Origin of the sequence: Methylobacter tundripaludum SV96, from assembly GCF_000190755.2 — a bacterium.
Taxonomy (GTDB): Bacteria; Pseudomonadota; Gammaproteobacteria; order Methylococcales; family Methylomonadaceae; genus Methylobacter_A; species Methylobacter_A tundripaludum.
This window is the reverse complement of sequence record NZ_JH109152.1, coordinates 288,662-312,231: the sequence shown is the minus strand read 5'-3', so window position 1 is coordinate 312,231 and position 23,570 is coordinate 288,662. Positions and strand designations below refer to the sequence as shown.

Here is a 23,570-nt window from a genome sequence, read left to right as displayed (position 1 = left end):
GCGTTTGAACAGAAGTACCATCAAGCCCACGCTAAGCATAAAAGCTTATAGACTGAATCCATCAAAGACCAGATAATAGCTTTTCGTTCTATGCTCATTGCCTTGGACACACCCCCTTAAATCGTCGGGGAGGAAACGAAACATGAACCTCTATGATTTTCGACACAACCCGCGCAGGTCATCCATGACGCGGCGCATGACTGACAGGCGCAATATTCCCTATCCATTCGGATCGCCAGAGTGGGTGGAAAATATAAAAAATCATTATCTGGCCTGGCCAAAATCGAATCGTCGCGATATGAGCAGACGCAGCGATGAAAGACGCGCAATTGAGCGACGGCAACAACTGCTTTCCGAACAACGCCGCTCCGAAAAAAAATATTCCCCGATTTTACTTACGCAAGAAGAAAGAAAGCTGATTGAAGACTTGTATCTGAATGATCTGGACTAGCTGAGTTATCCGGACCGGGAATCACGGCTGACTCCGTATTATTCACACACCTTTTCATAATTCTGACGTTATAAATCCCGTTTCGGCAAAATAATAGAGGGTGTTTTTGACGACATCCAATTCAGCCATGAGACGCTATCCCCCTTTTTCCAGATAACAAATTTTAGCCTATGCTGAAAAGACTAAGGGCGACCATCCGGTCGCCCGCAATTACTTTTTCAAATTACCCGCATGTAACCCGCATTCTTTTTTCGCCCCCGCCTCCCACCACCAACGGCCCGACCTTTCATGCTGATTGGGCAGCACGGCTCGGGTGCAGGGTTCGCAACCGATACTGATAAAGCCTTTTTCGTGTAACTCGTTGTAAGGCACCTGATAGGCTTCAATATAATCCCAGACTTGCGCCGAACTCCAGTTGAGCAAGGGATTAAATTTAACCAGTTGATGCTCGGCGGTAGAAAATGCCGTGTCTATCTGCACTTCAGGAATATCTTGCCGGGTATCCAAGCTTTGATCTTTGCGTTGACCGGTAATCCAGGCGTCTAAATGAGCCAGTTTGCGCTTTAACGGTTCAACCTTGCGGATACCGCAACATTCCTGGTGTCCGTCCTCATAGAAACTGAACAGGCCTTTCTTTTTAACGAAGCTATCCAGTACATCGCGGTCCGGGGTCAATAATTCAATATCGATTTGGTAATGCTTTCTGACTTTTTCCATAAAACGATAAGTTTCAGGATGCAAGCGTCCGGTATCCAAAGAAAAGACCTGTATGTCTTTTCTGATAGCCAATGCCATATCGATCAGCACCACGTCTTCCGCGCCGCTGAACGAAATGGCAATATTATCGAACAGCTCCAGCGCTTTTTTCAGTATGACGCGCGGATTTTTTTGATCCAGCTCGGTTTGTAGTTGCTCTATATCAAATGTGGTCATCATGTGTTTTCCTTATTGCCCGCTTGTGTCACTGCTCAGTTAATCATCTATATGGGGGCAAATTCACTCGCCAACAACCTGCATCAACTTAATAATAGCGACCGCGAATAGCCAAATTACGCTTGTAAAAAATACTGCTTCAAAAAATAGTCAAACGGCATTTGCTTGTTATTTTCGATTTCCAGCTGTTTGTCATGAGATAGCGCCGCCATGTCATTAAACTGCTGCGTCTTGATCTTATCCAGTTCATTGCGCTTAAAGTACTGACCATGTTCGATGGAAGTATTTAATGCGAAACGGGAAAACGGCTGCCTAAGCTGCGTCATCTGCTCCAATATGCGTGCAGATGCGGTTGAATCAGGATTTTCGACTAACAACTGCTGTTTTTCCAAAGCGGAACTGTAATGCTTTGCCGCATCATCCTGATCAAGAATTGCACACACCGGCTGCATGGATTCAAGAATTTCAGCCGCCCAATCTTTTAAAAGAATTTTTTGATTGTTTTTATTAAGTTCCAGCCCCGGTTTTCTGCCAAAATTGGCAACAGCCAATTGATTGGCGTTGTTCACCTGTTGCTCCTGTGCTGAAGTTTTCGGACTGTCCTGCAACAAGCAAGTGAGCAATAGCGCCTCAATAAAACGGGCTTTATCTTCATCGATACCGATAGGGTTAAATAAATCCAGGTCCAGCGAACGCATTTCTATGTAACGAACCCCGCGACGCTTAAGCGCCAGGGTCGGTTTTTCGCCGGACTGGGCAATTTGTTTAGGCCGCATAGTGCTGTAAAACTCGTTTTCAATCTGCAAAATGTTGCTGTTCAGCTGACGGTATTCGCCGTCAACCAGCGTGCCGATTTTTTCATATTCGGGATAAGGCGTGTTAATGGCCGCACTCAAGCTACTGACATAGCCGTCTATGGAGTTGTAATCAATGTTCAGATTAGCCTGGTTTTTACTCTTGTAGCCGATGTCACTCATGCGTAACGACGTCGCATAGGGATGATAAAGCGTGCCATTGTCAAACGCTTCAAATTGCGTCATCAATGCCGGACGGCTGTTGAAGAAGTTTTTGCAGATGGCGGGCGATGCGCCGAATAAATACAGAATTAACCAGCCCATACGCTGGAAATTCCTGATTAGACCAAAATAGGCTTCGTTAATGAACTGCTCCAGGCTCAGCGGGCTGCTCTTTTCTTTATGTAGAACAGGCCACAGGGCTTCAGGCACCGAATAATTAAAATGGATACCGGCAATGGACTGCATGGTTCTGCCGTAACGATGCCATAAACCGTGCCGGTAAACATGCTTCATCCTGCCTATGTTGGACGACCCGTATTCGGCGATGGGAATGCTTTCATCCCCATCAATGCCGCAGGGCATGCTTGCACCCAGCAAAATTTCATTATCCAGATGCTCATAAACAAACTGATGTATGTTATGCAAATAGTCCAGAGACTCTTTTATGTCGGCAAACGGCGGGGTAATCAATTCGATCAGGGATTCAGAATAATCCGTGGTGATATACGGATGCGTCAATGCGGAGCCTAATGCTTTGGGATGTGGCGTTTGGGCAATGAATCCGTCTTTGGATATGCGCAGGCTTTCTTTCTCAATCCCTTTAAGTCCTCCGCAAAGCAGTTGATGATGACCGCTTGCAGTAAGTCGATCCAAACGTGTTGAAAGCGCGTTATTCAAATTAGTCATAGAATGGGTACATGCCCTGTAGTCCTTATATAATCCGACCATTATAAAGGGTTTAACTGATTGAAGAAATATTATCGAGGATATGAACCTGTTTTGATTAGGCCTTTACTGGAGCGATTGGTCGCTTGCCACCGGAACAAAAAAACCAGCCTAAACATGAAAAAACAATCACAAAACCGTAGCTTTTATCGCCGACAAACCTAACATATACTCTTTATAATCTTAATATTTCTATTCTCGGATAAACCATCAGGAAGATCGTCATGTTTGAATCGGCAGAGCTTGGACACAAGATAGACAAAGTCACCTACGATATGGAAGTGCCCAAGCTACGCGAGGCACTGCTGGACGCACAAATGGATTTGGCAAAATCGTCCAAATTTCCGGTTATTATTTTGATTGGCGGCCTGGACGGTGCGGGACGCGGCGAAACCGTCAACTTGCTCAACGAATGGATGGACCCGCGGTTTATCCAAACTCACGGCATGGGCGAGCCGTCGGATGAGGAACTTGACCGCCCGATGATGTGGCGGTTCTGGCGCGAGCTTCCTCCCAAAGGCAGGATAGGCGTGTTTCTCGGCTCCTGGTACACCTGGCCTATTCTCAATCGCGTGACCGGTCGCACCAAGGCGGCTGAACTTGACCAGAGCATGGAACGCGCTAAACGCCTGGAAAAAATGCTGACCGACGAAGGCGCGCTGATTCTCAAATTCTGGATGCACTTATCCAAAAACAGACAGGAAAAACGCCTGCAACTGCTTGAGGAAAATCCGCAAACCCGCTGGCGCGTGACCGATCGCGACTGGAAACACTTCAAGCTATACGACAAGTTCAGTGTCATACATGAAAGCGTGATTCGGCACACCAGCACGGCAGAAGCGCCGTGGACCATCGTCGAAGGCTACGATCCCCACTACCGCAGCTTGACCGTAGGCAAGGTGATTCTTGATGCCATACGTAAACGCCTGGACGATGCCGACATGAAAACAGTGGAGATTATTGCGCCGCCACCGCTGCCTTCGATTGACCAGCTTAACATTCTGAAGACACTGGATCTGACCCAGAAGATTGACAAGAAAAAATTCAAGACTGACTTGGAAAAATACCAGGGCAAGCTCGCTTTGCTGACCCGCGAAGCCAAGTTTAAAAACATCACCGTAATAGCCATGTTCGAAGGCAATGATGCGGCCGGAAAGGGCGGCGCAATTCGCCGCATCACCGGCGCCCTGGATGCCCGCTGGTACAATATTATTCCGGTCGCCGCCCCTACCGAGGAAGAACGCGCTCAACCTTATTTGTGGCGCTTTTGGCGACACATTCCTCGCCGCGGGCGGGTGACGATTTTCGATCGTTCCTGGTACGGTCGCGTCTTGGTCGAACGGGTTGAGGGATTCTGTTCAAAAGTAGACTGGATGCGCGCTTACAGCGAGATCAACGATTTTGAAGCACAATTGGTGCGCCACAATATTGTGGTGGTCAAATTCTGGCTCGCCATCAGTAAAGAGGAACAACTTGAGCGCTTCAATGAGCGCGAAAAAATCGGTTTCAAACGCTTCAAGATTACCGAAGACGACTGGCGCAATCGCGATAAATGGGATGAGTACGAGCATGCGGTATGCGATATGGTAGATCGCACCAGTACCGAAATTGCGCCTTGGACGCTGATAGAAGCCAATGACAAGAACTTTGCGCGTATCAAGATTTTGAAAACTTTATGCAAGCAAATTGAAGCGGCAATGCAGAAAAAATAGTCTGTAGGAAACACTGACTTCAATTTAAAAATGTGTGTCGCATGTTAACGGCCTCGCGAAGCTTGCTATCGATGACATCGGTAAAACGTTGATAGCAATCAAAAAGAAAACACACCATTTCAACAAAATAGCCGTCTTGCACGAAAAGAGCCGGATGACGCTTGCCCTCTAGCGGCAACGGAATACCGCTATGCCGCACAAATACCATTTAATTTATATGCTTCCAGGTGAGATAATAAATCCCTTCGATAAGTTGGTCATCAGAAAGTGCATATGGATTTCTTGTAACCAAGTTAAGTTTTAATTGATTTATTTCCGCACTCTCTTTCTCATTTCCAAAACAATGATAGATTCAACAACCTCAACCTCATCGACAACCAAAACAGCAGTCACTTGCGCAAACTGTAACTTGGATAATTTATGCATTCCTAAAGGACTGCCTCGGTCGGAAGTGGGTGAGCTCGCGCTATTAGTCAATCGAAACAATATACGTCAAAAGGGCGAGGCCATCTATCATGCCGGCAGCCCATTCAGGGGAATAATTGCCTTGCGTTCCGGCAGCGCCAAATTACTGAGTTTTGACCAAAACGGCAATGAGCTGGTCGTTGATTTTATTCTTCCTGGAGAATTGCTCGGATTTGACGGCATGTCGTCACAAATCCATAACTGTACCGCCATAGCCTTGGAGACCGTGAATTATTGCCATTTGCCGGCCTATAAAATAGAGATATTGGCCATCAACACCCCCGGCTTAAGCCAGGTGTTGCTGCAAAGATCCTGCAACCAGTTTGATGCGCAGGTACAAAAGATGATGCTAAGCCGCCGATCTGCAGAAGAGCGCGTGGCTTGCTTCATTCTGCATATTTCAGATCGCCTGAGCATACGAGGCTACTCCGAGCTGGAATTTCGCCTGAGCATGTCGCGGGAAGAAATAGGAAATTATCTGGGAATCGCGCATGAAACGGTTAGCCGGATCATTCATCTCTTTCAAGCACGAAAACTGATAGCAGTTAAATCCAAGCAATTGAAAATAACCGATAAAAAAGGGCTGTTTAGCTTCTATGCAACTTAATCGCTAAACAACCCAGACTTGCGAGGATTTAATAAACTTCCGCATAGAGCCCAACTCAGCCAGGCTTTAAGTTGGGCTCTATGCGGTCAAACGAAAACTACGGCTAAGAGGAGAAAGCCTTTTATTTTCTATAGGCTGAATTAGCAGGGTCTTCAGCAATTGCTTTTGCTGTCGATTCGAACTTATCATGCTCACCGCTTTTAATCATAACCACCGTAGCAACCACGGCTAAAACAAGGCCGGCTACGTAAATCCAGAATTTATCTTTTTCTTGTACATCATTCATAGTAATTCTCCAGCTATTGATTAAGGAAAAACAGTTGACTTGCATCAACGTGCGGCTATTTAAACAAAGTGCGGGATAAAAAAATTGAGCCAGATCAATAAATGTTTATTTATTGGATTTCACCCAAAATGTAGCCCGAGAATTAAAGATGGGTTGAGACAAGGTACGAATAACGGTATGGAACAATTGCCCATTTTGGGCGACCTGTACACTAGCTGCCGTTAATGATGGGGAGGCTTACTGACGGCCTGCAAATCCCAGGGAAGCTGCTCAATAGCCGCCTCCACATGTGACTCAATGCGATCGTCCAGCTCAGTAAAAAAATCGATACCGGTTTGCGCTTCTATGCTGTCAATATTGGTCACGAACTGCGCCAGCGGCTCTTTGCCGTTGACCGTTTGCGGGATTAAAAAGGCCAACGCAATAGGCGGCTTGTTTGGCGCAGTTTCTGTCATATATATTTTGTAAAACGCATCCGGTATTTCCACCGTCAAGTCTGAAGATAACCGCTCGACCGTGCCGCTAAAAACCGGCCCGGTAATCACCCACACTTTGCCGAATAGCTTGGCAAAATGCTTTATTTCCTCCTCCTCCAAACGTTGCCATAATTGTTGATTGAGCTTGGATTTTTGCGGAGTAATGTTGGTCATCAAAAAACTGTCTGCCTGCCCTTCCCTGCCGTAAAGATGACTCATCGCATAATTTGGCGCCATGTGTCCGCGATCGTATCCGCTTTTTTGATAACTCTCGTGGCTGACGCGATTGATGCTGCGCCAGTCGGTTTCAAAGTGATTGGGGCGTTTTAGGGACGGCATATTTTCTACGGCGGGGATCAACGCGTACTCTATCCACAACGGGTTACCGCGCAGATCCGAATAACCCAGAATAAAACCACGATTACGTAATATGCGAAACCAGGTATCGATGTTTTTAGCATCGCGGGATTGCGGTGCGCCTTGATAGAGTAACGCCGGACGGGCAATTTTAACTTCATAGCCATAGCTGCCTAAGCCCAGACCGAGGACAATCAGCATCAACACAGGATGCTTACGGCTTAGGCAAAATAATCCCAACAATAATTTAAGCAGGCTTAGTGTGGGTGATTTTTTACGCATTAACGGATGGTCATTAAAGAGTGGCGTTGGCTAGCCGCGAACGGATTAACGTTAAAACGGCTATTTGTCTTTCGCGAAAAAAGCTGTTTTTCTCAAGATTAAGCCGCCGCTTCAGCATTAGGGCTGAATAAGTAGTCATTTTTTAAACAGTGATCCAGCCATTTTTGCAGAAAATAATTTAACCGCCATTTGTAGTTCATAATTTCGCGGCTTAATCCGGGATCTTTAAAAACCTGCGCCACACCGGCACGGGCATGATCGCTTAATACTTCGGCCAACTGCGCATCCAGATAGACTCTTATCTTTACAGCGGGCGCCAGAAATTCATCCCTGTTTTTATTAATGAAGCAATGGCTAAGTTCCACGGTCATGGTATACGGCGTACGCTCAATGATTTCAAGATACAGCGTAGTGTGATGGGGAGCGAGACCGATGGCGGTTTCTTTAAATGCCATTAAGTCCGGAATTAATTTTAGCAGCTTTTGATAGTTGGACTCGCAGACTTGTTCGAGACAGATGGATTTGTTGACCGGATTTACAAAACTCATGGCCGCTGTCAGTTTTCCCGGTAACAGGCATGGGCGCTGGCGGTTTCCCATAACACGACTTGGGCGACGTTAAAACCGGATTGTTTAAGATGCTGATAAATCATCTTACTCAGGACTTCTGCGGTGGGATGCTCATCAAGGGCCAGGAAACGCTCCTTGTTTGCAATAAGCATGGGAATGATCGGGTCATCTTTATGCAATAGAAAATTATGATCAAGCTTCTGATCTATAAACGCTTCAACGCTGTCTCTAATATCGGAAAAATCGCAGACCATGCCTTGGTCGTTGAGTTGTTCCTGTTCTATGGAAATCGAGGCCTTAACGCTATGCCCGTGTAAATTGCGGCATTTGCCAGGGTGATTCATTAACCGGTGTCCGTAACAAAAATACACCTCTTTGGTAATCGTATACATAATAAAAATATAAGCAGTTCCGGTAATTTAAATAATGAGCGTTACCTACATGGACGTAGGCAAGGGGCGCGAGCAGGAGCGGAAGCTTTGCCTACAGGGTTGTAGGGAGCTTCAGTCCCCTTTTATGCTTTTGATGGTGGCGGCAACCTCATAGCTGCCATCGTCTTGCTGGGCACTTCTGATAACCTCGATAAAAGCGGTCATTGAGGGAGTGACCGTATTTTTGGGAATAACATTTATTTCCATTGCCTTGCCGGGATCAAAAAGCCGGTCGGCAATAAATGAAACGCCGGCGCCGCTAATTGATGAACAGCGTCCATGGTGTAATTCATCCGAACCCGCAAGTCTGTAAGTTACGTCACAGTCTATTTCCATTCGAATATAATTACGCTTTTCATCATATTCCAACATGCTATTTCTCCGGTCAAGTGTACAGTTGTTGTGCCCGCTGATCGAGTCGCATGGCCTTAACAGCAAAGTTTACTATAAAAACCCTAATAACGGGGGCATGTTTTGCCACAGCACCGTCAATTGAGCTATTCCACTGGAAATTAAGCTGAACTTATGTAATATGACGCTATCTTTCACATCTTAAATAAACAGACCTCTGAGTATTATCTAATGACTAAAGCGATCGTTTTAACTGGAATTACAACTACAGGCACACCGCATTTGGGTAATTATGTCGGCGCCATCAGACCGGCCATTGCGGCAAGCAAGGACGCGAATGTTACGCCCTTTTATTTTCTGGCCGATTATCATGCGCTGATTAAATGCCAGGAACCGGAAAGAGTCAGGCAATCCAGCCTTGAGATTGCCGCAACATGGCTGGCTTTAGGGCTGGATACGTCGAATGCGGTTTTCTATCGGCAATCGGATGTGCCGGAAATTTTGGAACTGTCCTGGATGTTGACCTGTGTTGCGGCAAAAGGTTTGATGAACAGGGCGCATGCCTATAAGGCGGCGGTTGCAGAAAATGAACAGGGCGGCGAGAACGATGCCGATAAAGGCATCACCATGGGCTTGTTCAGCTACCCGATCTTAATGGCAGCCGATATGCTGATGTTTAATGCCAATAAAGTTCCGGTCGGCAAGGACCAGATTCAGCATATTGAAATGGCCAGGGATCTTGCCGGGCGCTTTAATCACATTTACGGCGAACATTTTGTACTGCCGGAGGCGGTCATCGAAGAGCATGCGTCAACCTTGGCGGGTCTGGACGGACGCAAGATGAGCAAGAGTTATAACAATACCATCCCGTTATTCGAGCCGGAAAAAAAGCTAAGAAAACTCATTAACAAGATTAAAACCAATTCGTTGGAACCGGGCGAACCCAAAGACCCCGAAGGCTGCACTTTGTTCAGCATTTACCAGGCCTTTGCGACCCAAGCGGAAGTGGCTGAAATACGGCAACGCTACGCAGACGGCATCGCCTGGGGTGAAATGAAACAGGTGCTGTTTGAGCATATTAATGAACACATAATTCCGGCAAGAGAACGTTATGAGGCATTGCTGCAGGCGCCGGAACATATCGAAGAACAATTGCAGGAAGGCGCTCAAAAAGCGCGTGCAGTCAGCGTGCCGTTTATGAAAGAGTTGCGCAAAGCGGTCGGGATTTCGCGAATCTCTTTGTGACCCCCGTGACCTTCGGTAACTGGCTCAAGCAGTCATTAGTGCTGATCAGCCGTGCGCCGCTGCTTTGGACAGGATGCACCTTGTTCATCGGCCTGCTTTTGGGTATCGAACGGGTTTCCCTGGCACTGGGTATTTTTCTCGCGGTAACGGGTTTGTTTGTCGGCGTAGGGGTTGCAAAATATATTGACATGAAATCGTCGACAGGAACTTCGTTGAGCTTTTACCGGGCGATAGCTAAAAGCCTGCCGTTAGCCATATTAGCGGCCGTCAGCCTGGTGATTTGCTGGTTTGTGTTCAGGGTGACCGCCAATATTTATTCGGGTGAGCTTTATAAAATCGGCTACTTCTTCTTTGACTGGGAATTGACGACAGAGCATCTGAATAATAAATCCACGCACCAAATAGCCGGCTGGCTCTATTTACCGGCAATGATCACGCTGCTTTTTATCTTGCTAATGCTGACTACCTTTGCAAACTGGTTCAGCTATCCGTTAATGCTGTTTAAAGACTACTCCTGGAGTCAGGCCAAACAACAAGGCAATCAGGCATCGGTCAAAAACCAGGCGGCAATGTATAAGCTGCTGGCTTTTATATTTGCTGCCACGTTCATTGGCGCCGGAATAATACCTTTGTTAACGCCTGTTTTGTATATGCTGGTTTCAACATTGATGTATGTCTCTTACAAGACTGTTTTTGAGGCGGCATGACAAGCCCGGTTACAGCACTTGTCCCAGCGCAAAAGCGCCAAAATAAGTGGCTATAAAATAGAACAAAGACAAGACCAGACTGGCGAAAAAATTGATAGCTAAAACTTGCTTGATTATGTGAGCTACCACCACATAATCCCAAAATAAAAGCAGAACCAAAAAATAATAACTTAAAGGATCTTCGCTGACGGTGAGCCAGATCAACACCGGTACGACAAACAGTGCAATGATATTGGCGCAAAATATAATCGCTGTTGTCACTTGTACATAGGCGTATAAGGTCCTGTTGAGGAACAGCAGGGCGCCTATAAATGTCAGCGTTAATAGCGTCGCTATACTAACCTCGGTAAACGCCTCTATCGGGTCGTCGGTCATGTTGGCTTGCATGAAATACTCAACAACAAAATAGAACAGCAGATTTTGTTTGAAAAAATCGACTGATCTCGGTAGCTCGAGCGGGTTATTTTTTAACCAGCATAGTGGTAAGTATTGTTTTAAAACATCCATAGTTACCCAGGGTTTTATTTTACAAACTATTTATACCGTAGCGGCCAAGTACCCCGTAGGCATGCGAATACTATTTAAAATCCGGCGAGCCGGAATAACTGGTTAAGGATTGTCCATCATAAGTGCTAAAATTATCATTCAATAGCTGAACCAGTTCTTTGGTTTTATTGGATATCTGGGCCAAGCGAAGTTTGGTTTTTTTATTCCAGCCAACGGGTTCTGAAATTGGCAGTATCATGCGGCTGAAGGTTAGGTTTTTTTCGAAAATACCGGCTAGGTTTTCCATTAAATGAAGTTCTTTTTGCCGGGCGTTAAGTTGGCTTATGATTAATTTCGCCTGGAGCTTGCTGAAAATAATGTGCAGCGGAATCATGATGACCAACAGCGTAACAATGACAGCCGGCCCGATAATCGGGTCTAGCAAGAGTTCCAGAATGCCTGTTTGTATTTCAGCAAAAATGGCCAGGGTAGCAATAAATCCGAGTACAATCAGGCTGGAAAAGGCTGATCGATCTTTCCAGAGTCCGATGGCTTTTTTCACCTCCGGCATCACCACGTTATTAATTTCACGAATGTTTTTTTCCAGTGAATTCAACACGCGATAAGTACGGTCATACCCGACATTAGCTATGCGCTGGTCTATCAAGGCAAAGTCAGCCGAGGATTGAGGGATAACACTGCCTTCCTGACTGGACAGGACAATAAACTGACCGGTATTTAATCCCAATCCGGCAAGTTTTCTTTGCCATGAAGAAATGATCTCGCTGTTTGTAGTCGAACTCAGCATGGTTGCCGGCCTGTCTATCAGATAAACAAATTTATTGGAATCCTGATGGAGGGTAATGCTTTCTATGACTTCATCAACCAGCGGCGATGTTGAATCAAAGATATCGGTAAAAATTAACACCAGATCGGAGTTCTCAATGGTATGTTTTGCAAGCAGCGACGTAACCGGATTGGATGGGGCGGCACTGATATTCGGCGTATCGATGAAAAGCTTGCTTTTCAGGCGGTCGCTATTGAGTGTCTTCAATTCCAGGTAGGAATTAATGCGATCCCCTTCGCCTTCTTGCTGTTGCTCGATTTTACTGCTGATTTGATAAAACGGGAACCGGTGGTCTACGTCCAGCGCTGTGCCGGGCAAGGTTGCCGGGTTAGACTGATTGTTATGCAGCAAGACAGTAAACTTATGACTGGATGTTTGAATGCCCGAAAACAAATTATCCGAGCCCAGATAATTATTAATAAACCTGGATTTGGCCGTTGAATTACCGCCAATCAAACTGATTATTGGCCACCATGAGTTTTTACTGGCAGTCGTTTCATCCATTTCGATGAGCCCCAAATCGAATTCAATTTGATCGAGCTCCTGAAAGACTTTTGATGCTTTCAATAATACCGGATTGTCAGCGGCGAAGTGTTTTTCAAGGGTAAGCAGGTATTTGCTTGCTGTCTTTTCAGTCATCAGTTTGACACCTTATTTGTTATATTTTTATGGATTAAGGGGTAACGAAGTATACACCTAGAATGGGACAGTAATACAAAAAAACAAGAGGGATAATAAGGCGTTTTACGACTGTAAAATGAAAAAATGTTGAGTAAATATTGTTCTTTTCATACTCAAATCAGGTGAGTTTATAGTATATTGGGCGTTGATTAACGAGCCTTGTAAACGTGTTTAAAAATAAAATGATGAATGTGAAGAGTCTGATTGTTCTTCGAAGCTTAGCGGCGCTTGCTATTGCCGCGTTAATATCCGGCTGCGCTGTTCCGTTTTTTGGTGGATATGGCGCAAACGGCCAGTCACGTGAAGACTTTGAGCATCACGTGGAAGAGGTTTTCAAGCTGCAAAATCGCATGACCAGCGAAGTGATGATGATGTTGGAAAGCGACGAGGTTAAAAAACCTGAGGCCTTACTGCAGGCTGAGCAACATATGCAACAAATCTGCGCCGATCTTAACGAATATGTTTCTCGTGACATTGACGGTTTAAGCACCGGGCTTTTTTTGCGGCGGCGGGTTGAGAAATCAGCTATCGACTGCGAGCAAGCGGCCATGGCGATCAAACCGCTGTTGAAGCCTTAGCGTATCAACGGCGGTCAGTCGGTTACGGCGTCAAAACCGTATTTTGCGCGGGCTTGCTGTTATCGGTTTCAGGATAGTCCAACGTGTAATGCAAACCACGGCTTTCCTTGCGCTGCTGTGCGCAACGAATGATTAATTCGGCGACAATAACCAGATTGCGCAATTCCAGCAAATCACTGGTAACACGGAAGTTACCGTAATATTCGGCGATTTCCTTTTTAAGCAATTCCACGCGATTCATTGCCCGGCTTAAGCGTTTATCGGTTCTGACGATACCGACATAGTCCCACATAAAGCGGCGCAGCTCCTCCCAGTTGTGAGAAACAACCACTTCTTCATCGGAATCGCTGACTTGCGACTCATCCCAATCGGGAATAGGCGGTGGCGGCGAAATGCCGGACAATTTCTGCAAAATATCCTCGCTGGCCCGCTCTGCAAACACCAGGCATTCCAGTAACGAGTTACTGGCCATGCGATTGGCGCCGTGCAGGCCGGTACAGGCAACCTCGCCTATCGCATAGAGATTGGCGATGTCGGTACGCGCATAACTGTCGGTTAACACACCGCCGCAGGTATAATGCGCGGCCGGAACCACAGGAATAGGCTGCTTGGTGATGTCTATGTCAAACTCAAGACACTGCTGGTAAATCGTCGGAAAATGCTCGCGTATGAACTGTTCCGGTTTGTGGCTAATATCCAGATAAACGCAGTCTATGCCGCGTTTTTTCATTTCATGATCGATGGCGCGGGCCACAATATCCCGAGGCGCCAATTCCTCTCTCGGATCGAAATGCTGCATAAACGACGAGCCGTCCGGCAGGATCAACTTACCGCCCTCGCCTCTTACCGCTTCGCTGATCAAAAAAGAATGTGCGTGCGGATGATAAAGACAAGTCGGGTGGAATTGCATGAATTCCATATTGCTGACGCGACAGCCTGCGCGCCAGGCCAAAGCTATGCCATCGCCGGTTGAGCTTTGCGGATTGGTGCTGTAAAGATAAGCCTTGCTTGCGCCGCCTGTGGCCAAAACCACGACGCGAGCCGTTATCGTCCGAACCTCCTGTTTTTTCGAATCCAAAACATAGGCCCCCAAAATCCGTTTGTCGCCTTCCTTGGAATCGGTAATTAACTCCACCACATTATGGTGTTCGAACAGATCGATATTCGCGTGTTCCTGAGCGCGCTCAATCAGCGACAGCGACACCGCCTTACCCGTTGCATCGGCGGTATGCACGATGCGGCGGTGAGAATGTCCGCCTTCCTTGTTTAAATGCAGTTTTATTTCCCCGGATGCGGTCTGCTCCTCGGTAAAAATCACACCCTGCTCCCTCAACCAGTCTATCGAACTTTTACCGTGCGTGACGGTCAGCCTGACAATTTCAGGATCGCAAAGCCCGGCACCGGCATCCAGCGTATCTTCAATATGCGACTCGATAGAATCATCGGCGCCGAAAACCGCGGATATGCCGCCTTGCGCATAATAGGTGCTACCCGCTGTCAAGGCGAATTTTGACAGGACCGCAATTCGCATTGAATGATCCGCCAGCTTAAGCGCCAAGCTTAGGCCCGCGCCGCCGCTGCCGATAATAAGGACATCGTAATTTTGGGAATAAGGCATTAGATTAGAGGTAGTGATCTGGACAAATGAGAGAAAGTTTATAGGACTAACACGCTTAGTTGTTGTTAATGGATAATAAAGCTTTTTAGTGTGATAGCAATTTTTTTTATATCGCTATCCAGATATATTTTGTCTCTGTTACTATCAAGACTAGCGAGTGCTACAGCCTTAAAAATAGGACAGAACTTTTCTGGAAAGCTATATCTATTACCTTGGCTGTTATTTTTAACATACGTTATTTTATTAATGATATTAAATGGAGGTTTTTATGTTCCAGAAAATTAAGTGGTGTTTTTTTCTGATCGTTTTGTTTAATCAAAACGCGTTAGCACAATTACCGGATTTTACCGACATGGTAAAAACCAACGGGATTGCCGTGGTCAACATCAGCACCACGCAAAAAGCGCCACCAGAGGCTGAAAACGCCCCTGAAGAACCGCAGCTACCGGAGGGAATGCCTCCTGAAATGGAAGAGTTTTTTAAACGCTTTCTCAATGAACAGGGCGGCGGCTATGTGCCAAGAGATACTACGTCATTAGGCTCGGGTTTTGTTATTTCCCCGGATGGTTACGTGTTAACCAATAGTCATGTAGTAAAAGATGCCGATGAAATCGTAGTCAAATTATCCGACCACCGGGAACTGTTAGCTAAAGTGATCGGCACCGATGCACGCACCGATGTCGCCTTATTAAAAGTCGATGCCAAAGACTTGCCCGCCGTTACCATCGGCAATCCGAACAAGCTCCAGGTCGGCGAGTGGGTACTGGCGATAGGCTCCCCTTTTGGATTTGAGCAATCCGTGACGGCCGGCATCATCAGCGCCAAAGGCCGCAGCCTGCCCGGCGGAAATTATGTGCCGTTTATACAAACCGACGTCGCCATAAATCCCGGCAATTCAGGCGGACCGCTGTTTAATATGGAAGGCAAAGTCGTTGGCATAAACTCCCAGATTTACAGCCGTACCGGCGGTTTTATGGGACTTTCATTCGCCATCCCCATGGATGTAGTGATGAATGTCGTCGACCAAATCAAAGCCACCGGTAAAGCGGCGCATGGCTGGCTAGGCGTCCAAATACAGGATGTCACGCGGGAACTGGCCGAATCATTCGGCATGAAAAAACCGCAGGGAGCGTTGGTTTCCAAAGTGCTGCCCGACAGTCCTGCCGAAAAAGCCGGATTACAGATTGGCGACATTATTACCGAATTTAACGGCCAGCAGATTGAAACCTCGGGTGACTTACCGCCCATGGTAGGCATAACGCCCATCAATGACAAAGCCACCTTAAAAATCATCAGACAAGGCGAGACTAAATCCCTCGACTTTAAAGTCGGACTTTTGCCGGATGAAGCGGATAAATTGGCAGAAGCTAAAGTCGCGCCAAAACTCCCCCATAACCGGCTGGGCGTTAACGTCATTGACTTAACCGATACGCAAAGAGAAACCTTGCAGATTGCCAAAAACGGCGTGTTAGTTCAGGACGTTGCCAAGGGTACTGCCAAGGATGCCGGAATTCAGCGTGGCGATGTGATCTTACGCATTCAGAACAATGTCGTGCGCGATGCGGCTGATTTTGAAAAAATAGTCACAAAACTCCCTGCCGGTAAATCAGTCGCCATTTTAATACAGCGTCAAGGCAGCCCTGTGTTTCTGGCAATTAAAGTGGAAAAATAACTGAACTCGCCCAATAGTTAAGGCGTTTTTACCACGAAGATCGTGAAGCTTTATTGTTCATGCTCTTCGTGGTTTTTTTATGTGGCTTGCGTAACATCAGTCAGCATGTAGGGCCTGAATACAGTGAAGCGCAATATCAAGCTCCACCGTGCTAATTCATCGCCAAATGAATTGAGTTATTACCGCTTGCCGGATTTTCTCTGTATATAGTTTGGCAGGGTGAAATAAAAAGTAGCGCCTTTTCCAGGTTGGCTATTGCAATGCAACGTTCCATTATGGGCTTCGATCAGCGAACGACTGATGGATAACCCCATGCCCATACCGTCGGCCTTGGTGGTGTAAAAAGGCGTTAATATTTTTTGGCGTTGATCTTGATCAAGTCCCGGCCCATTGTCCTTCACCTCGACCCGTACGCCATTATTGGGAGCCAATCGACTATTAACGGTTAACTGGCGCTGCTGTTTTGCGGATAAATTTTGCAAGGCTTCAACGCTGTTCCTGATCAGGTTTATGATGACCTGCTCAATTTGTATATGATCAACATAGACAGGCGGCAGATTGTTCTCCAGCTCAAATTTCAGCTTTATATCGTTTTGTTTAAGCTCAGCAATACACAAGCCGACAGCCTCATGAATCAAGGTATTAACGTCGGCGCTTGAACGATGTTTTGAATGGGATTTAACAAACTCCCTCATCCGATGAATTATTCGTCCCGCTCGTAAAGCCTGTTGCTGTGTTTTGGATAAGATCTCGGTGAGCCTTACCAGATCGGGATTTTCAGTATTGATAAGGTTTAAACTGACTTGCGTATAACTGGAAATCGCAGTCAGAGGCTGGTTAACTTCATGAGCGATACCCGACGCCATTTCCCCCATCAGCCCAAGGCGAGTGACATGGGCGAGTTCGTCCAGATGTTTCTTGTCTTGTTGTTCCCTATGTTTTTGTTCGCTTATGTCGGTAGAAATACCGCACAAACCGTAAATACTGCCGTCTTCACGGCGTAGTGGTTGATTAACGGTAAAATAGGCATGGGTGATGGTGTTGTCCTTGTTGGTATAAACATACTCGGTGGCTATACGCTCGCCCTGCTCAATGACACGGCGGTTATCTTCATGCACTTTTGCCGCCGTCGCCTCATCAAAAAAGGCATCATCTGATTTACCGATGATGTCTTTTACCGCTTTGCCAAACAACTGCTGCACCGGCTGATTGACGTATTGGTATTGATAGTTGCAATCTTTGATATAAATAAACGCTTCGACATTGTCGAGGATAGTGGCCAGTTTATTTTCGCTTTCCCGCAACGCACCTTCCGCTGTTTTTCTTTGCTGTATCTCAGCTTGCAGTTGTGCAACGGTCGGTACCGACAAGACACGAGGAACAACCCATATCATCAGTATCGCGGTGGCAATCGAAATAATCGCCGTAAAGGCTTTAAGCAAGCCGTCCAACCAATACATGGGTATCCAGACTGTGATAGCCGACAATAAATGCGTGGTACCGCAGGCGACAATAAATCCGGCAAACATGACAACCAGCCACGGATAGGGCAAATCTTTACGCTGACGGATAAAATAAACGAGAATCAGGGGAATGGCATAATAGGCGAGAGCGATCAGCAGATCCGATGCAACGTGCAGCCAAAGTAATAGGGGACTCCACGACAGACAATAGCCATGAGGAATGAGGTCTTTAACATCAAAAAGATCAATCAGTGTATGCATTCGTCTGATGTAGGATGAAATGGAATGGGGGTCTGTCCGCCTGGTTTTGGCCGATCCGTCAATTAGCAAAGTTCCAGATTCCTGAATCTGCATCGATGAACCTGGGGTTTCATCCCCTGACATCCATTGATATGTTACTACTGGTATGTTACTACAACCCTGACTTAGACTAAATCACCCTACCCAAGTGTCAGACAATAAAAAGGGATTTCGTTTTCAAGTAAGCCCTTTGATTTTGTAGAGTCCATGGCCGGTAACCTATACTTTTACCCTGACTGACTCTTTAATCATGCGCCGCAAGCGGATGATACTGCTGCTGCACGTCTTTCCGGGCAATCACTTCGGCACATCCCGACCCGTTGAAAAGCTCCCCATAAGCTACATAGCACCCGCCCCACTTCTGGTGGCTATTGGCGGGAACAAATGAAATATTTCCTGTTTCGGCTAATTTAATGCCGATATATCCGCGTCTGAAAATTTATAACATGTGAATAAAATCAACAATATTCGTACCACTACCTATATCAGCACCCGCATTCTGCCTTAGCGTCCGACCGATAAAGCCAGATGGTATTCATTGACCCATTCGATTCTCGCGCCCAGCGACCGGCTTTCCCTGTCCAGGATTTGCTGCAGCCAATGAACATCATCAGGGTGTGCGTAATTCAAGCGGAAGTGTTTGATTTGCAGGGGTGTCATGATCAAGCTGGCCAGCTTTCCTGTCGCTGAGTCCAGGGTCACAAAATACATCAAGGCCAAATCGCCCCGGAATTCCTCGTATCCTGAAATGCCTTCGTAGTCGTTCAGAAAATCGCCGCAACCGAACAGAATCGGTTTGCCCTTGTACACCTCGACGCCCTTGGGATGGTGCGATGAATGGCCGTGCACCACGTCCACCAGGGCCTGATCTATCAACCGGTGCGCAAATTCCCTTTGTGCGCTTAAAACCTCGTAACCCCAGTTTCCGCCCCAGTGAATCGAGGCCACCACCCAATCGGCTTTTTGCTTAAGACCCGATATCCGCTTGGCGATGCGGCGCACCGTGTCGCCGGATAAATCCGGCAGTAAATTCACACCCGGCCTGTCTCTGCGTGCGCCCCACAACCACGGAATGCCGCTGCTTTCGTCGCCGAAACCGAACACCAGCACGCGTCCTTTCCCGGCCACCTCGATAATCGCCGGCGCTTCGGCTTCTGAAAGGTTTCGGCCCGCCCCCGCGGCCTTGAGGTTCGCACCTGTCAACGTAGTTAAAGTCTCTTTCAGCCCGGCATAACCCCAATCCAGGACATGATTATTGGACAGAACACAGCAATCGATCTTCGCCGCAGTAATGCAGGGGATGTTCTTCGGCTGCATCCGGTAATTGATGCCCTTCCCCGCCCAAAATTCCGGGCTGGACGTCACCGCCGTCTCAAGGTTAATGATGCGGGCGTCGGGATTAGTGCGCCGGAGTTCTTCAAGCGCATCCCCCCAGATATAGGCAAAGTCGATCGGTTTCGAAATAGGGCCGTTGACTTCCTCCGCGAGCCTCACATAGCCCTTGGCGGAAGTCATATAAGGTTCATAAATCCGCGGATTACCGGGGTACGGCAGCACTTGGTCGATGCCCCGCCCGGTCATCACATCGCCGCCCAGAAACAGCGTAATCGTTTGGGTATTGCGGAAAGTTGCCTGAGATGAAAGGCTTGGATCTGGAATCATTTCATGTCTCCCGCAGTGAACGCTGGGTACGTTTTTATGACCTTCAGGACAAGCGATTGAGTTTAGCTTTACACGAAGCTTACTTTATAAAATTAGCGTGCAACATACGTTTGTAAACTAATGACGTAACTGATGTTACGCAAATTAGTCGAATTTCGACCGCTTTAACATTAAGGAATCGCTAGCGCGACACTTGATTGAACCGGGTTGCCGCGCCCGAAGGCTAGTTACTTTCTTGTGCTTCGCCTCGGCAACTGCTCCTGCGTCGCCTCGGCAATAGCTCCTGCATTGCTCTACCTCCTGCATAATCCACTGGGATGTGGTGAATGCGGATATTGCAGGAGCAAATATCTGTCCATGCAGCCGAAAAGAAAGTAACCAAAGAAAAGGCGAGCCGTGGAAAACATTTCCAATAGTCAGCTTGAAATAAGGATTGTCAAAAGAATCACAGAATCCTCCACTCCTTTAAGCGAATGTGGCTCTCCTGCTACAAGATAGAGTAATTGACCGGAATGTAATTCTTGTGTTGCCCCCATAGCAGTAAACTCAATCTTCCCTTGAAGGCAATGAACGACGATAGGCCCTGATACCTTGTGATTTGGATATTCTTTGCCTTTTGGTATGACAAGGCGCGCTAATTCTATGTCATTGGTTTTTATAATGGCCTTTGTTTTTTCGTTGGGTAAATCATCTGCCCAACTAGCAAGGTCAACAATTTCTCCGGGAGCCGCATGATGTGTTGCCATGGTTACCATCCTTCATTTTCAAAAATGAGTTTAACTCTATTGATGCACTCGCTTAATATTGAGTCGTAGTGCAGTTTTACTGCTTTATAAATAGTTGCGACTAAATCTGAAGCCGTCTCTTTTTATTTTAACTTTACAGGTACGATCCAATCTGATGGCGCGAGGCAAGTAGCATCCTTGCAGGCCTGGGCGCGGACGAGCAGGCGGAGATTTTCTGCGTTGCCCGGAAGCGTCACCTTCACCGGAATACTCACTTTCCCTTCATAAACATTGATGTCACCCAGTGGTGTAGTCATCGCGCGCGCATCGGGATAGGCAGGCTCCACTTCTGCCTTGCCGGAGTCCTCGCGCACATCAACAGAAGTAGAAATCAAAAAATCGAAACTCGCAGGATTGGCATTGACATGCCAGCCCTGGGCAATGTCCAGCACCGCCGTAACAGTGAGGCTATTGCCCTCGCGCTTGGGTGCCGACGCACCGACCTTCACATACGTTTTGGTTACCATCGCCTCCCGCAGGGTAACCGCTTCATCCGGTTGCTGTGCGGCCTTCGCTGCCGGTGCCACATGATTCAGCCTAAGCAACGCATGTACCATATGGGTATAGGCTCTCGGGTTCTCGGTGATGGCCTGCCCGAAGGCAATAAGCAGCGCTTCGGCCTGCTGTTTCCATTCGGCATCGCCGGTGATTTCATAAAGATCGAGCAAGGCTTGAGCCATCACCGCATTGCCGGAGGGAATGGCCGAGTCCACGGCGTTTTTCATCCGCACCAGCAACAGCTCGCTGCCATCGGTGAAGTAATACCCGCCATGTTTCTCGTCCCAAAACAGCTGCTTGGCCTTCGCCGCCAGTTCCTTCGCTGCTTGCAGGTATCTGTTATCTTTGGCCGCGCGATAGATGGACACCAGCCCCTGAATCATGAAGGCATAATCCTCAAAATAGGCTGAGATTTCGGCCTGGCCGTCCCGCCATGTGCGATACAGCGACCCGTCTTGTTTCCGCAAATTAGCCAGAATGAAATCGGCTGCACGGCGGGAGGCTTCGGTATATTCCAGCTTCCTCATACATAGTCCAGCGCGGGCGAACGCGTCGATCATCAGCCCGTTCCAGGACGTGATGATTTTGTTGTCGAGATGCGGTAATTTGCGCTTGTCCCGCGATTCCCGTAGCGAGGTCATCACGGCCTGCTGTTTCTTAACCGCATCCTCGTAAGACAGTCCTTCCGCCGTCGCACTCTCCGAAAGCGGCTGAATCAGATACAGCACCCTGCCGTCCACATGCTTGTGTCCGGGAATCTTGGGTATCTCTGCCAGTCCGTAATGTTTCATCAGCCATGCGTAGGAATCCGTATCCAGGGCATCTTGCAGTTCCGCATCCGTCCATGCGTAATAAGCGCCTTCCACGGCGTCGGTCTCGGCATCAAGCGCAGAGTAGAAGCCACCGTCCTTGTGCGTCATCTGCCGCAGCGTAAAGTCGAAAATACCTTCGGCGACGACACGGTCATCTGGCTTATTGGAAAGCGCGTAAAGCTCCGTGTAGGCACGCCCCAGCAGCGCCTGATTGTAGAGCATCTTCTCGAAATGCGGGATACGCCACTGCGCATCGGTGGCGTAGCGATGGAACCCGCCGCCGACATGGTCGTGTATCCCGCCCTCTGCCATTTTTTCCAGCGTGCCGCGCGCCATCTCCAGGCACGTATTGTTACTGGTCAGGCGGTAGGCCTCAAGCAGGAACAGCAGCGCGTCCTCATTGGGAAACTTCGGAGCTTGGTAAAACCCGCCCAGCCGGTTGTCGTAATAATCGCTGAAATGGCTGATCAGCGCCTCCACCAGCCGGCTGCCGGGAAGCGAGCTGCTTTGGGCATTGTTTTCCTGCTGTTTGATCCGGATGATGGCGCTAGCCAGCCGCTCGGCCTGCGCTTTAAGGGGTACCTGATCCTGCATCCATATGTAGTGGATCTGCTGAATGAGCGACGAAAAGGCCGCCGGCGGGAAATAGGTGCCGGCGTAAAACGGCTTGAGATCGGGCGTGACGAATACGTTGTTCGGCCAGCCGCCGCTGTGCGTCATCATCTGGGTGGCCGTCATGTAAAGATCATCCACGTCCGGCCGCTGCTCCCGGTCGATCTTGATGCTGACGATAGACTCGTTCATCAACTTGGCGATCTCCGGATTCTCAAAGATCTCACGTTCCATCACATGGCACCAATAACAGGTGGAATAGCCGATGGAGAGCAGAATCGGCTTGTTTTCCTTCCGCGCCTTGGCAAACGCTTCCTCGCCCCACGGATACCAGTCAACCGGGTTATGCGCGTGTTGGAGCAGATACGGGCTGCTCGAATCAATAAGCCTGTTTGCAGAAGCATGTGTCGAAAGAGAAAAAGTCAAAATCCCTCCAAATTAAAGCCGGTGTATTTTCCAAGATTAAAGATTCTCATGGGACTCATAGAATAACTCAGGTAGCTTGTCGCCAAACGCTTCGCTAGCGGAGACATTGTTTTTCCGGCAGGTTCAAAGATAGCTACGGACACTGCTAAAGGCTCACCCATAAAAACTTAAGTAGAACCTCGTCAGGGAGTTTATAACTCCTGAATAAAATCAATAATATTCGTATCACTACTTATACAAACATCGGTTTCTTTATCGCTAAGTCATGGCCGTTGCTTGATTGTGACTGAGAGTACAACAGGCCGGTTTGGACATGATAAAAACATAGGCTATTTAACTGAACTTGCGAATGGACGATGCGGACGGCGATCTCACGCTCGACAGACTCCTGAGCGACAATCACATCCTTGTTATTCCGTTCCAGCGAATAAACCAAATAGGTATACCTACATATTGTATAAACCATTTTTTTTATCTAGCCTGTATTTCCATACGTCACCGTTCATCCTGAGCTTG

At 47.6% G+C, this 23,570-nt stretch carries 22 protein-coding genes; 7 read left to right on the top strand and 15 right to left on the bottom strand.

Annotated elements, in window-relative coordinates; genetic code table 11:
* Positions 1 to 142: 142 nt before the first annotated feature.
* The gene (locus tag METTU_RS01465; RefSeq protein WP_006889523.1) at positions 143 to 451 is read left to right on the top strand and encodes a hypothetical protein; all 309 of its coding nucleotides are present in this window, start codon (positions 143 to 145) and stop codon (positions 449 to 451) included.
* 210 nt (positions 452 to 661) lie between these two features.
* Here the strand turns inward: METTU_RS01465 and METTU_RS01460 are convergent, their stop codons facing one another.
* Positions 662 to 1,384: a phosphoadenylyl-sulfate reductase gene (locus tag METTU_RS01460; protein ID WP_040579832.1), complete on the bottom strand. Its 723-nt coding sequence runs from the start codon at positions 1,382 to 1,384 to the stop codon at positions 662 to 664.
* A 116-nt stretch (positions 1,385 to 1,500) separates the two neighbouring features.
* Positions 1,501 to 3,087, bottom strand: coding sequence for a glutamate--cysteine ligase (gshA, locus tag METTU_RS01455; protein ID WP_081466854.1), 1,587 nt, complete (start codon positions 3,085 to 3,087; stop codon positions 1,501 to 1,503).
* Positions 3,088 to 3,350: 263 nt separating this feature from the next.
* Here gshA and pap point away from each other — a divergent pair, with 263 nt between their 5' ends.
* Positions 3,351 to 4,838, top strand: a complete 1,488-nt coding sequence (gene pap, locus METTU_RS01450; protein WP_006889520.1) for a polyphosphate:AMP phosphotransferase — start codon at positions 3,351 to 3,353, stop codon at positions 4,836 to 4,838.
* Positions 4,839 to 5,181: 343 nt separating this feature from the next.
* Complete coding sequence (locus tag METTU_RS01440) at positions 5,182 to 5,910, top strand: helix-turn-helix domain-containing protein (protein ID WP_006889518.1); 729 nt, start codon at positions 5,182 to 5,184, stop codon at positions 5,908 to 5,910.
* Positions 5,911 to 6,031: 121 nt separating this feature from the next.
* Here the strand turns inward: METTU_RS01440 and METTU_RS22925 are convergent, their stop codons facing one another.
* From METTU_RS22925 to METTU_RS01415, 5 genes are all read right to left on the bottom strand, one after another.
* On the bottom strand, positions 6,032 to 6,196 hold the full coding sequence (locus METTU_RS22925; RefSeq protein ID WP_006889517.1) for a hypothetical protein: 165 nt from the start codon (positions 6,194 to 6,196) through the stop codon (positions 6,032 to 6,034).
* 221 nt (positions 6,197 to 6,417) lie between these two features.
* Entirely contained in the window at positions 6,418 to 7,311 is an 894-nt protein-coding gene (locus tag METTU_RS01430; RefSeq protein ID WP_006889516.1) for a DNA/RNA non-specific endonuclease, read from the bottom strand.
* A 98-nt stretch (positions 7,312 to 7,409) separates the two neighbouring features.
* Complete coding sequence (locus tag METTU_RS01425) at positions 7,410 to 7,859, bottom strand: DUF1249 domain-containing protein (protein ID WP_040579524.1); 450 nt, start codon at positions 7,857 to 7,859, stop codon at positions 7,410 to 7,412.
* Between the two features lie 8 nt (positions 7,860 to 7,867).
* Positions 7,868 to 8,272, bottom strand: a complete 405-nt coding sequence (locus METTU_RS01420) for a 6-pyruvoyl trahydropterin synthase family protein (RefSeq protein WP_006889514.1) — start codon at positions 8,270 to 8,272, stop codon at positions 7,868 to 7,870.
* A 111-nt stretch (positions 8,273 to 8,383) separates the two neighbouring features.
* Positions 8,384 to 8,683 (bottom strand): PilZ domain-containing protein, encoded by a 300-nt coding sequence (locus tag METTU_RS01415; RefSeq protein ID WP_006889513.1) that lies wholly within the window; start codon positions 8,681 to 8,683, stop codon positions 8,384 to 8,386.
* Between the two features lie 210 nt (positions 8,684 to 8,893).
* Between METTU_RS01415 and METTU_RS01410 the strand changes: the two genes are divergently transcribed.
* Together METTU_RS01410 and METTU_RS01405 are read left to right on the top strand one after the other, a co-directional pair.
* Positions 8,894 to 9,907, top strand: coding sequence for a tryptophan--tRNA ligase (locus METTU_RS01410; RefSeq protein ID WP_006889512.1), 1,014 nt, complete (start codon positions 8,894 to 8,896; stop codon positions 9,905 to 9,907).
* A 5-nt stretch (positions 9,908 to 9,912) separates the two neighbouring features.
* Positions 9,913 to 10,614 (top strand): hypothetical protein, encoded by a 702-nt coding sequence (locus METTU_RS01405; protein WP_254257801.1) that lies wholly within the window; start codon positions 9,913 to 9,915, stop codon positions 10,612 to 10,614.
* Between the two features lie 9 nt (positions 10,615 to 10,623).
* Here the strand turns inward: METTU_RS01405 and METTU_RS01400 are convergent, their stop codons facing one another.
* On the bottom strand, positions 10,624 to 11,121 hold the full coding sequence (locus METTU_RS01400) for a hypothetical protein (protein WP_006889510.1): 498 nt from the start codon (positions 11,119 to 11,121) through the stop codon (positions 10,624 to 10,626).
* A 70-nt stretch (positions 11,122 to 11,191) separates the two neighbouring features.
* A complete protein-coding gene (locus METTU_RS01395) occupies positions 11,192 to 12,586 on the bottom strand; it encodes a P-loop NTPase family protein (RefSeq protein WP_006889509.1) in 1,395 nt (464 codons plus the stop codon).
* Positions 12,587 to 12,795: 209 nt separating this feature from the next.
* Here METTU_RS01395 and METTU_RS01390 point away from each other — a divergent pair, with 209 nt between their 5' ends.
* Positions 12,796 to 13,206: a hypothetical protein gene (locus tag METTU_RS01390; RefSeq protein WP_235202246.1), complete on the top strand. Its 411-nt coding sequence runs from the start codon at positions 12,796 to 12,798 to the stop codon at positions 13,204 to 13,206.
* Between the two features lie 22 nt (positions 13,207 to 13,228).
* Here the strand turns inward: METTU_RS01390 and nadB are convergent, their stop codons facing one another.
* Entirely contained in the window at positions 13,229 to 14,824 is a 1,596-nt protein-coding gene (nadB, locus tag METTU_RS01385; RefSeq protein WP_006889507.1) for an L-aspartate oxidase, read from the bottom strand.
* A gap of 268 nt (positions 14,825 to 15,092) precedes the next feature.
* Between nadB and METTU_RS01380 the strand changes: the two genes are divergently transcribed.
* A complete protein-coding gene (locus METTU_RS01380; protein ID WP_006889506.1) occupies positions 15,093 to 16,496 on the top strand; it encodes a DegQ family serine endoprotease in 1,404 nt (467 codons plus the stop codon).
* Positions 16,497 to 16,675: 179 nt separating this feature from the next.
* Here METTU_RS01380 and METTU_RS22030 read toward each other — a convergent pair whose 3' ends face one another.
* The 5 genes from METTU_RS22030 to METTU_RS23915 all read right to left on the bottom strand — a co-directional run bounded on the left by METTU_RS22030 (position 16,676) and on the right by METTU_RS23915 (position 23,520).
* A complete protein-coding gene (locus tag METTU_RS22030; RefSeq protein ID WP_081466853.1) occupies positions 16,676 to 18,220 on the bottom strand; it encodes a PAS domain-containing sensor histidine kinase in 1,545 nt (514 codons plus the stop codon).
* 543 nt (positions 18,221 to 18,763) lie between these two features.
* Positions 18,764 to 19,921 carry a CapA family protein gene (locus METTU_RS01370; protein WP_006889504.1) on the bottom strand — a complete coding sequence of 386 codons (1,158 nt, stop codon included), beginning with the start codon at positions 19,919 to 19,921 and terminating at the stop codon, positions 18,764 to 18,766.
* Positions 19,922 to 20,337: 416 nt separating this feature from the next.
* Positions 20,338 to 20,667 carry a cupin domain-containing protein gene (locus METTU_RS01365; protein WP_006889503.1) on the bottom strand — a complete coding sequence of 110 codons (330 nt, stop codon included), beginning with the start codon at positions 20,665 to 20,667 and terminating at the stop codon, positions 20,338 to 20,340.
* Positions 20,668 to 20,789: 122 nt separating this feature from the next.
* Positions 20,790 to 23,054: a DUF255 domain-containing protein gene (locus METTU_RS01360; RefSeq protein WP_006889502.1), complete on the bottom strand. Its 2,265-nt coding sequence runs from the start codon at positions 23,052 to 23,054 to the stop codon at positions 20,790 to 20,792.
* A 232-nt stretch (positions 23,055 to 23,286) separates the two neighbouring features.
* Complete coding sequence (locus METTU_RS23915; protein WP_006889501.1) at positions 23,287 to 23,520, bottom strand: hypothetical protein; 234 nt, start codon at positions 23,518 to 23,520, stop codon at positions 23,287 to 23,289.
* Between the last annotated feature and the right edge of the window lie 50 nt (positions 23,521 to 23,570).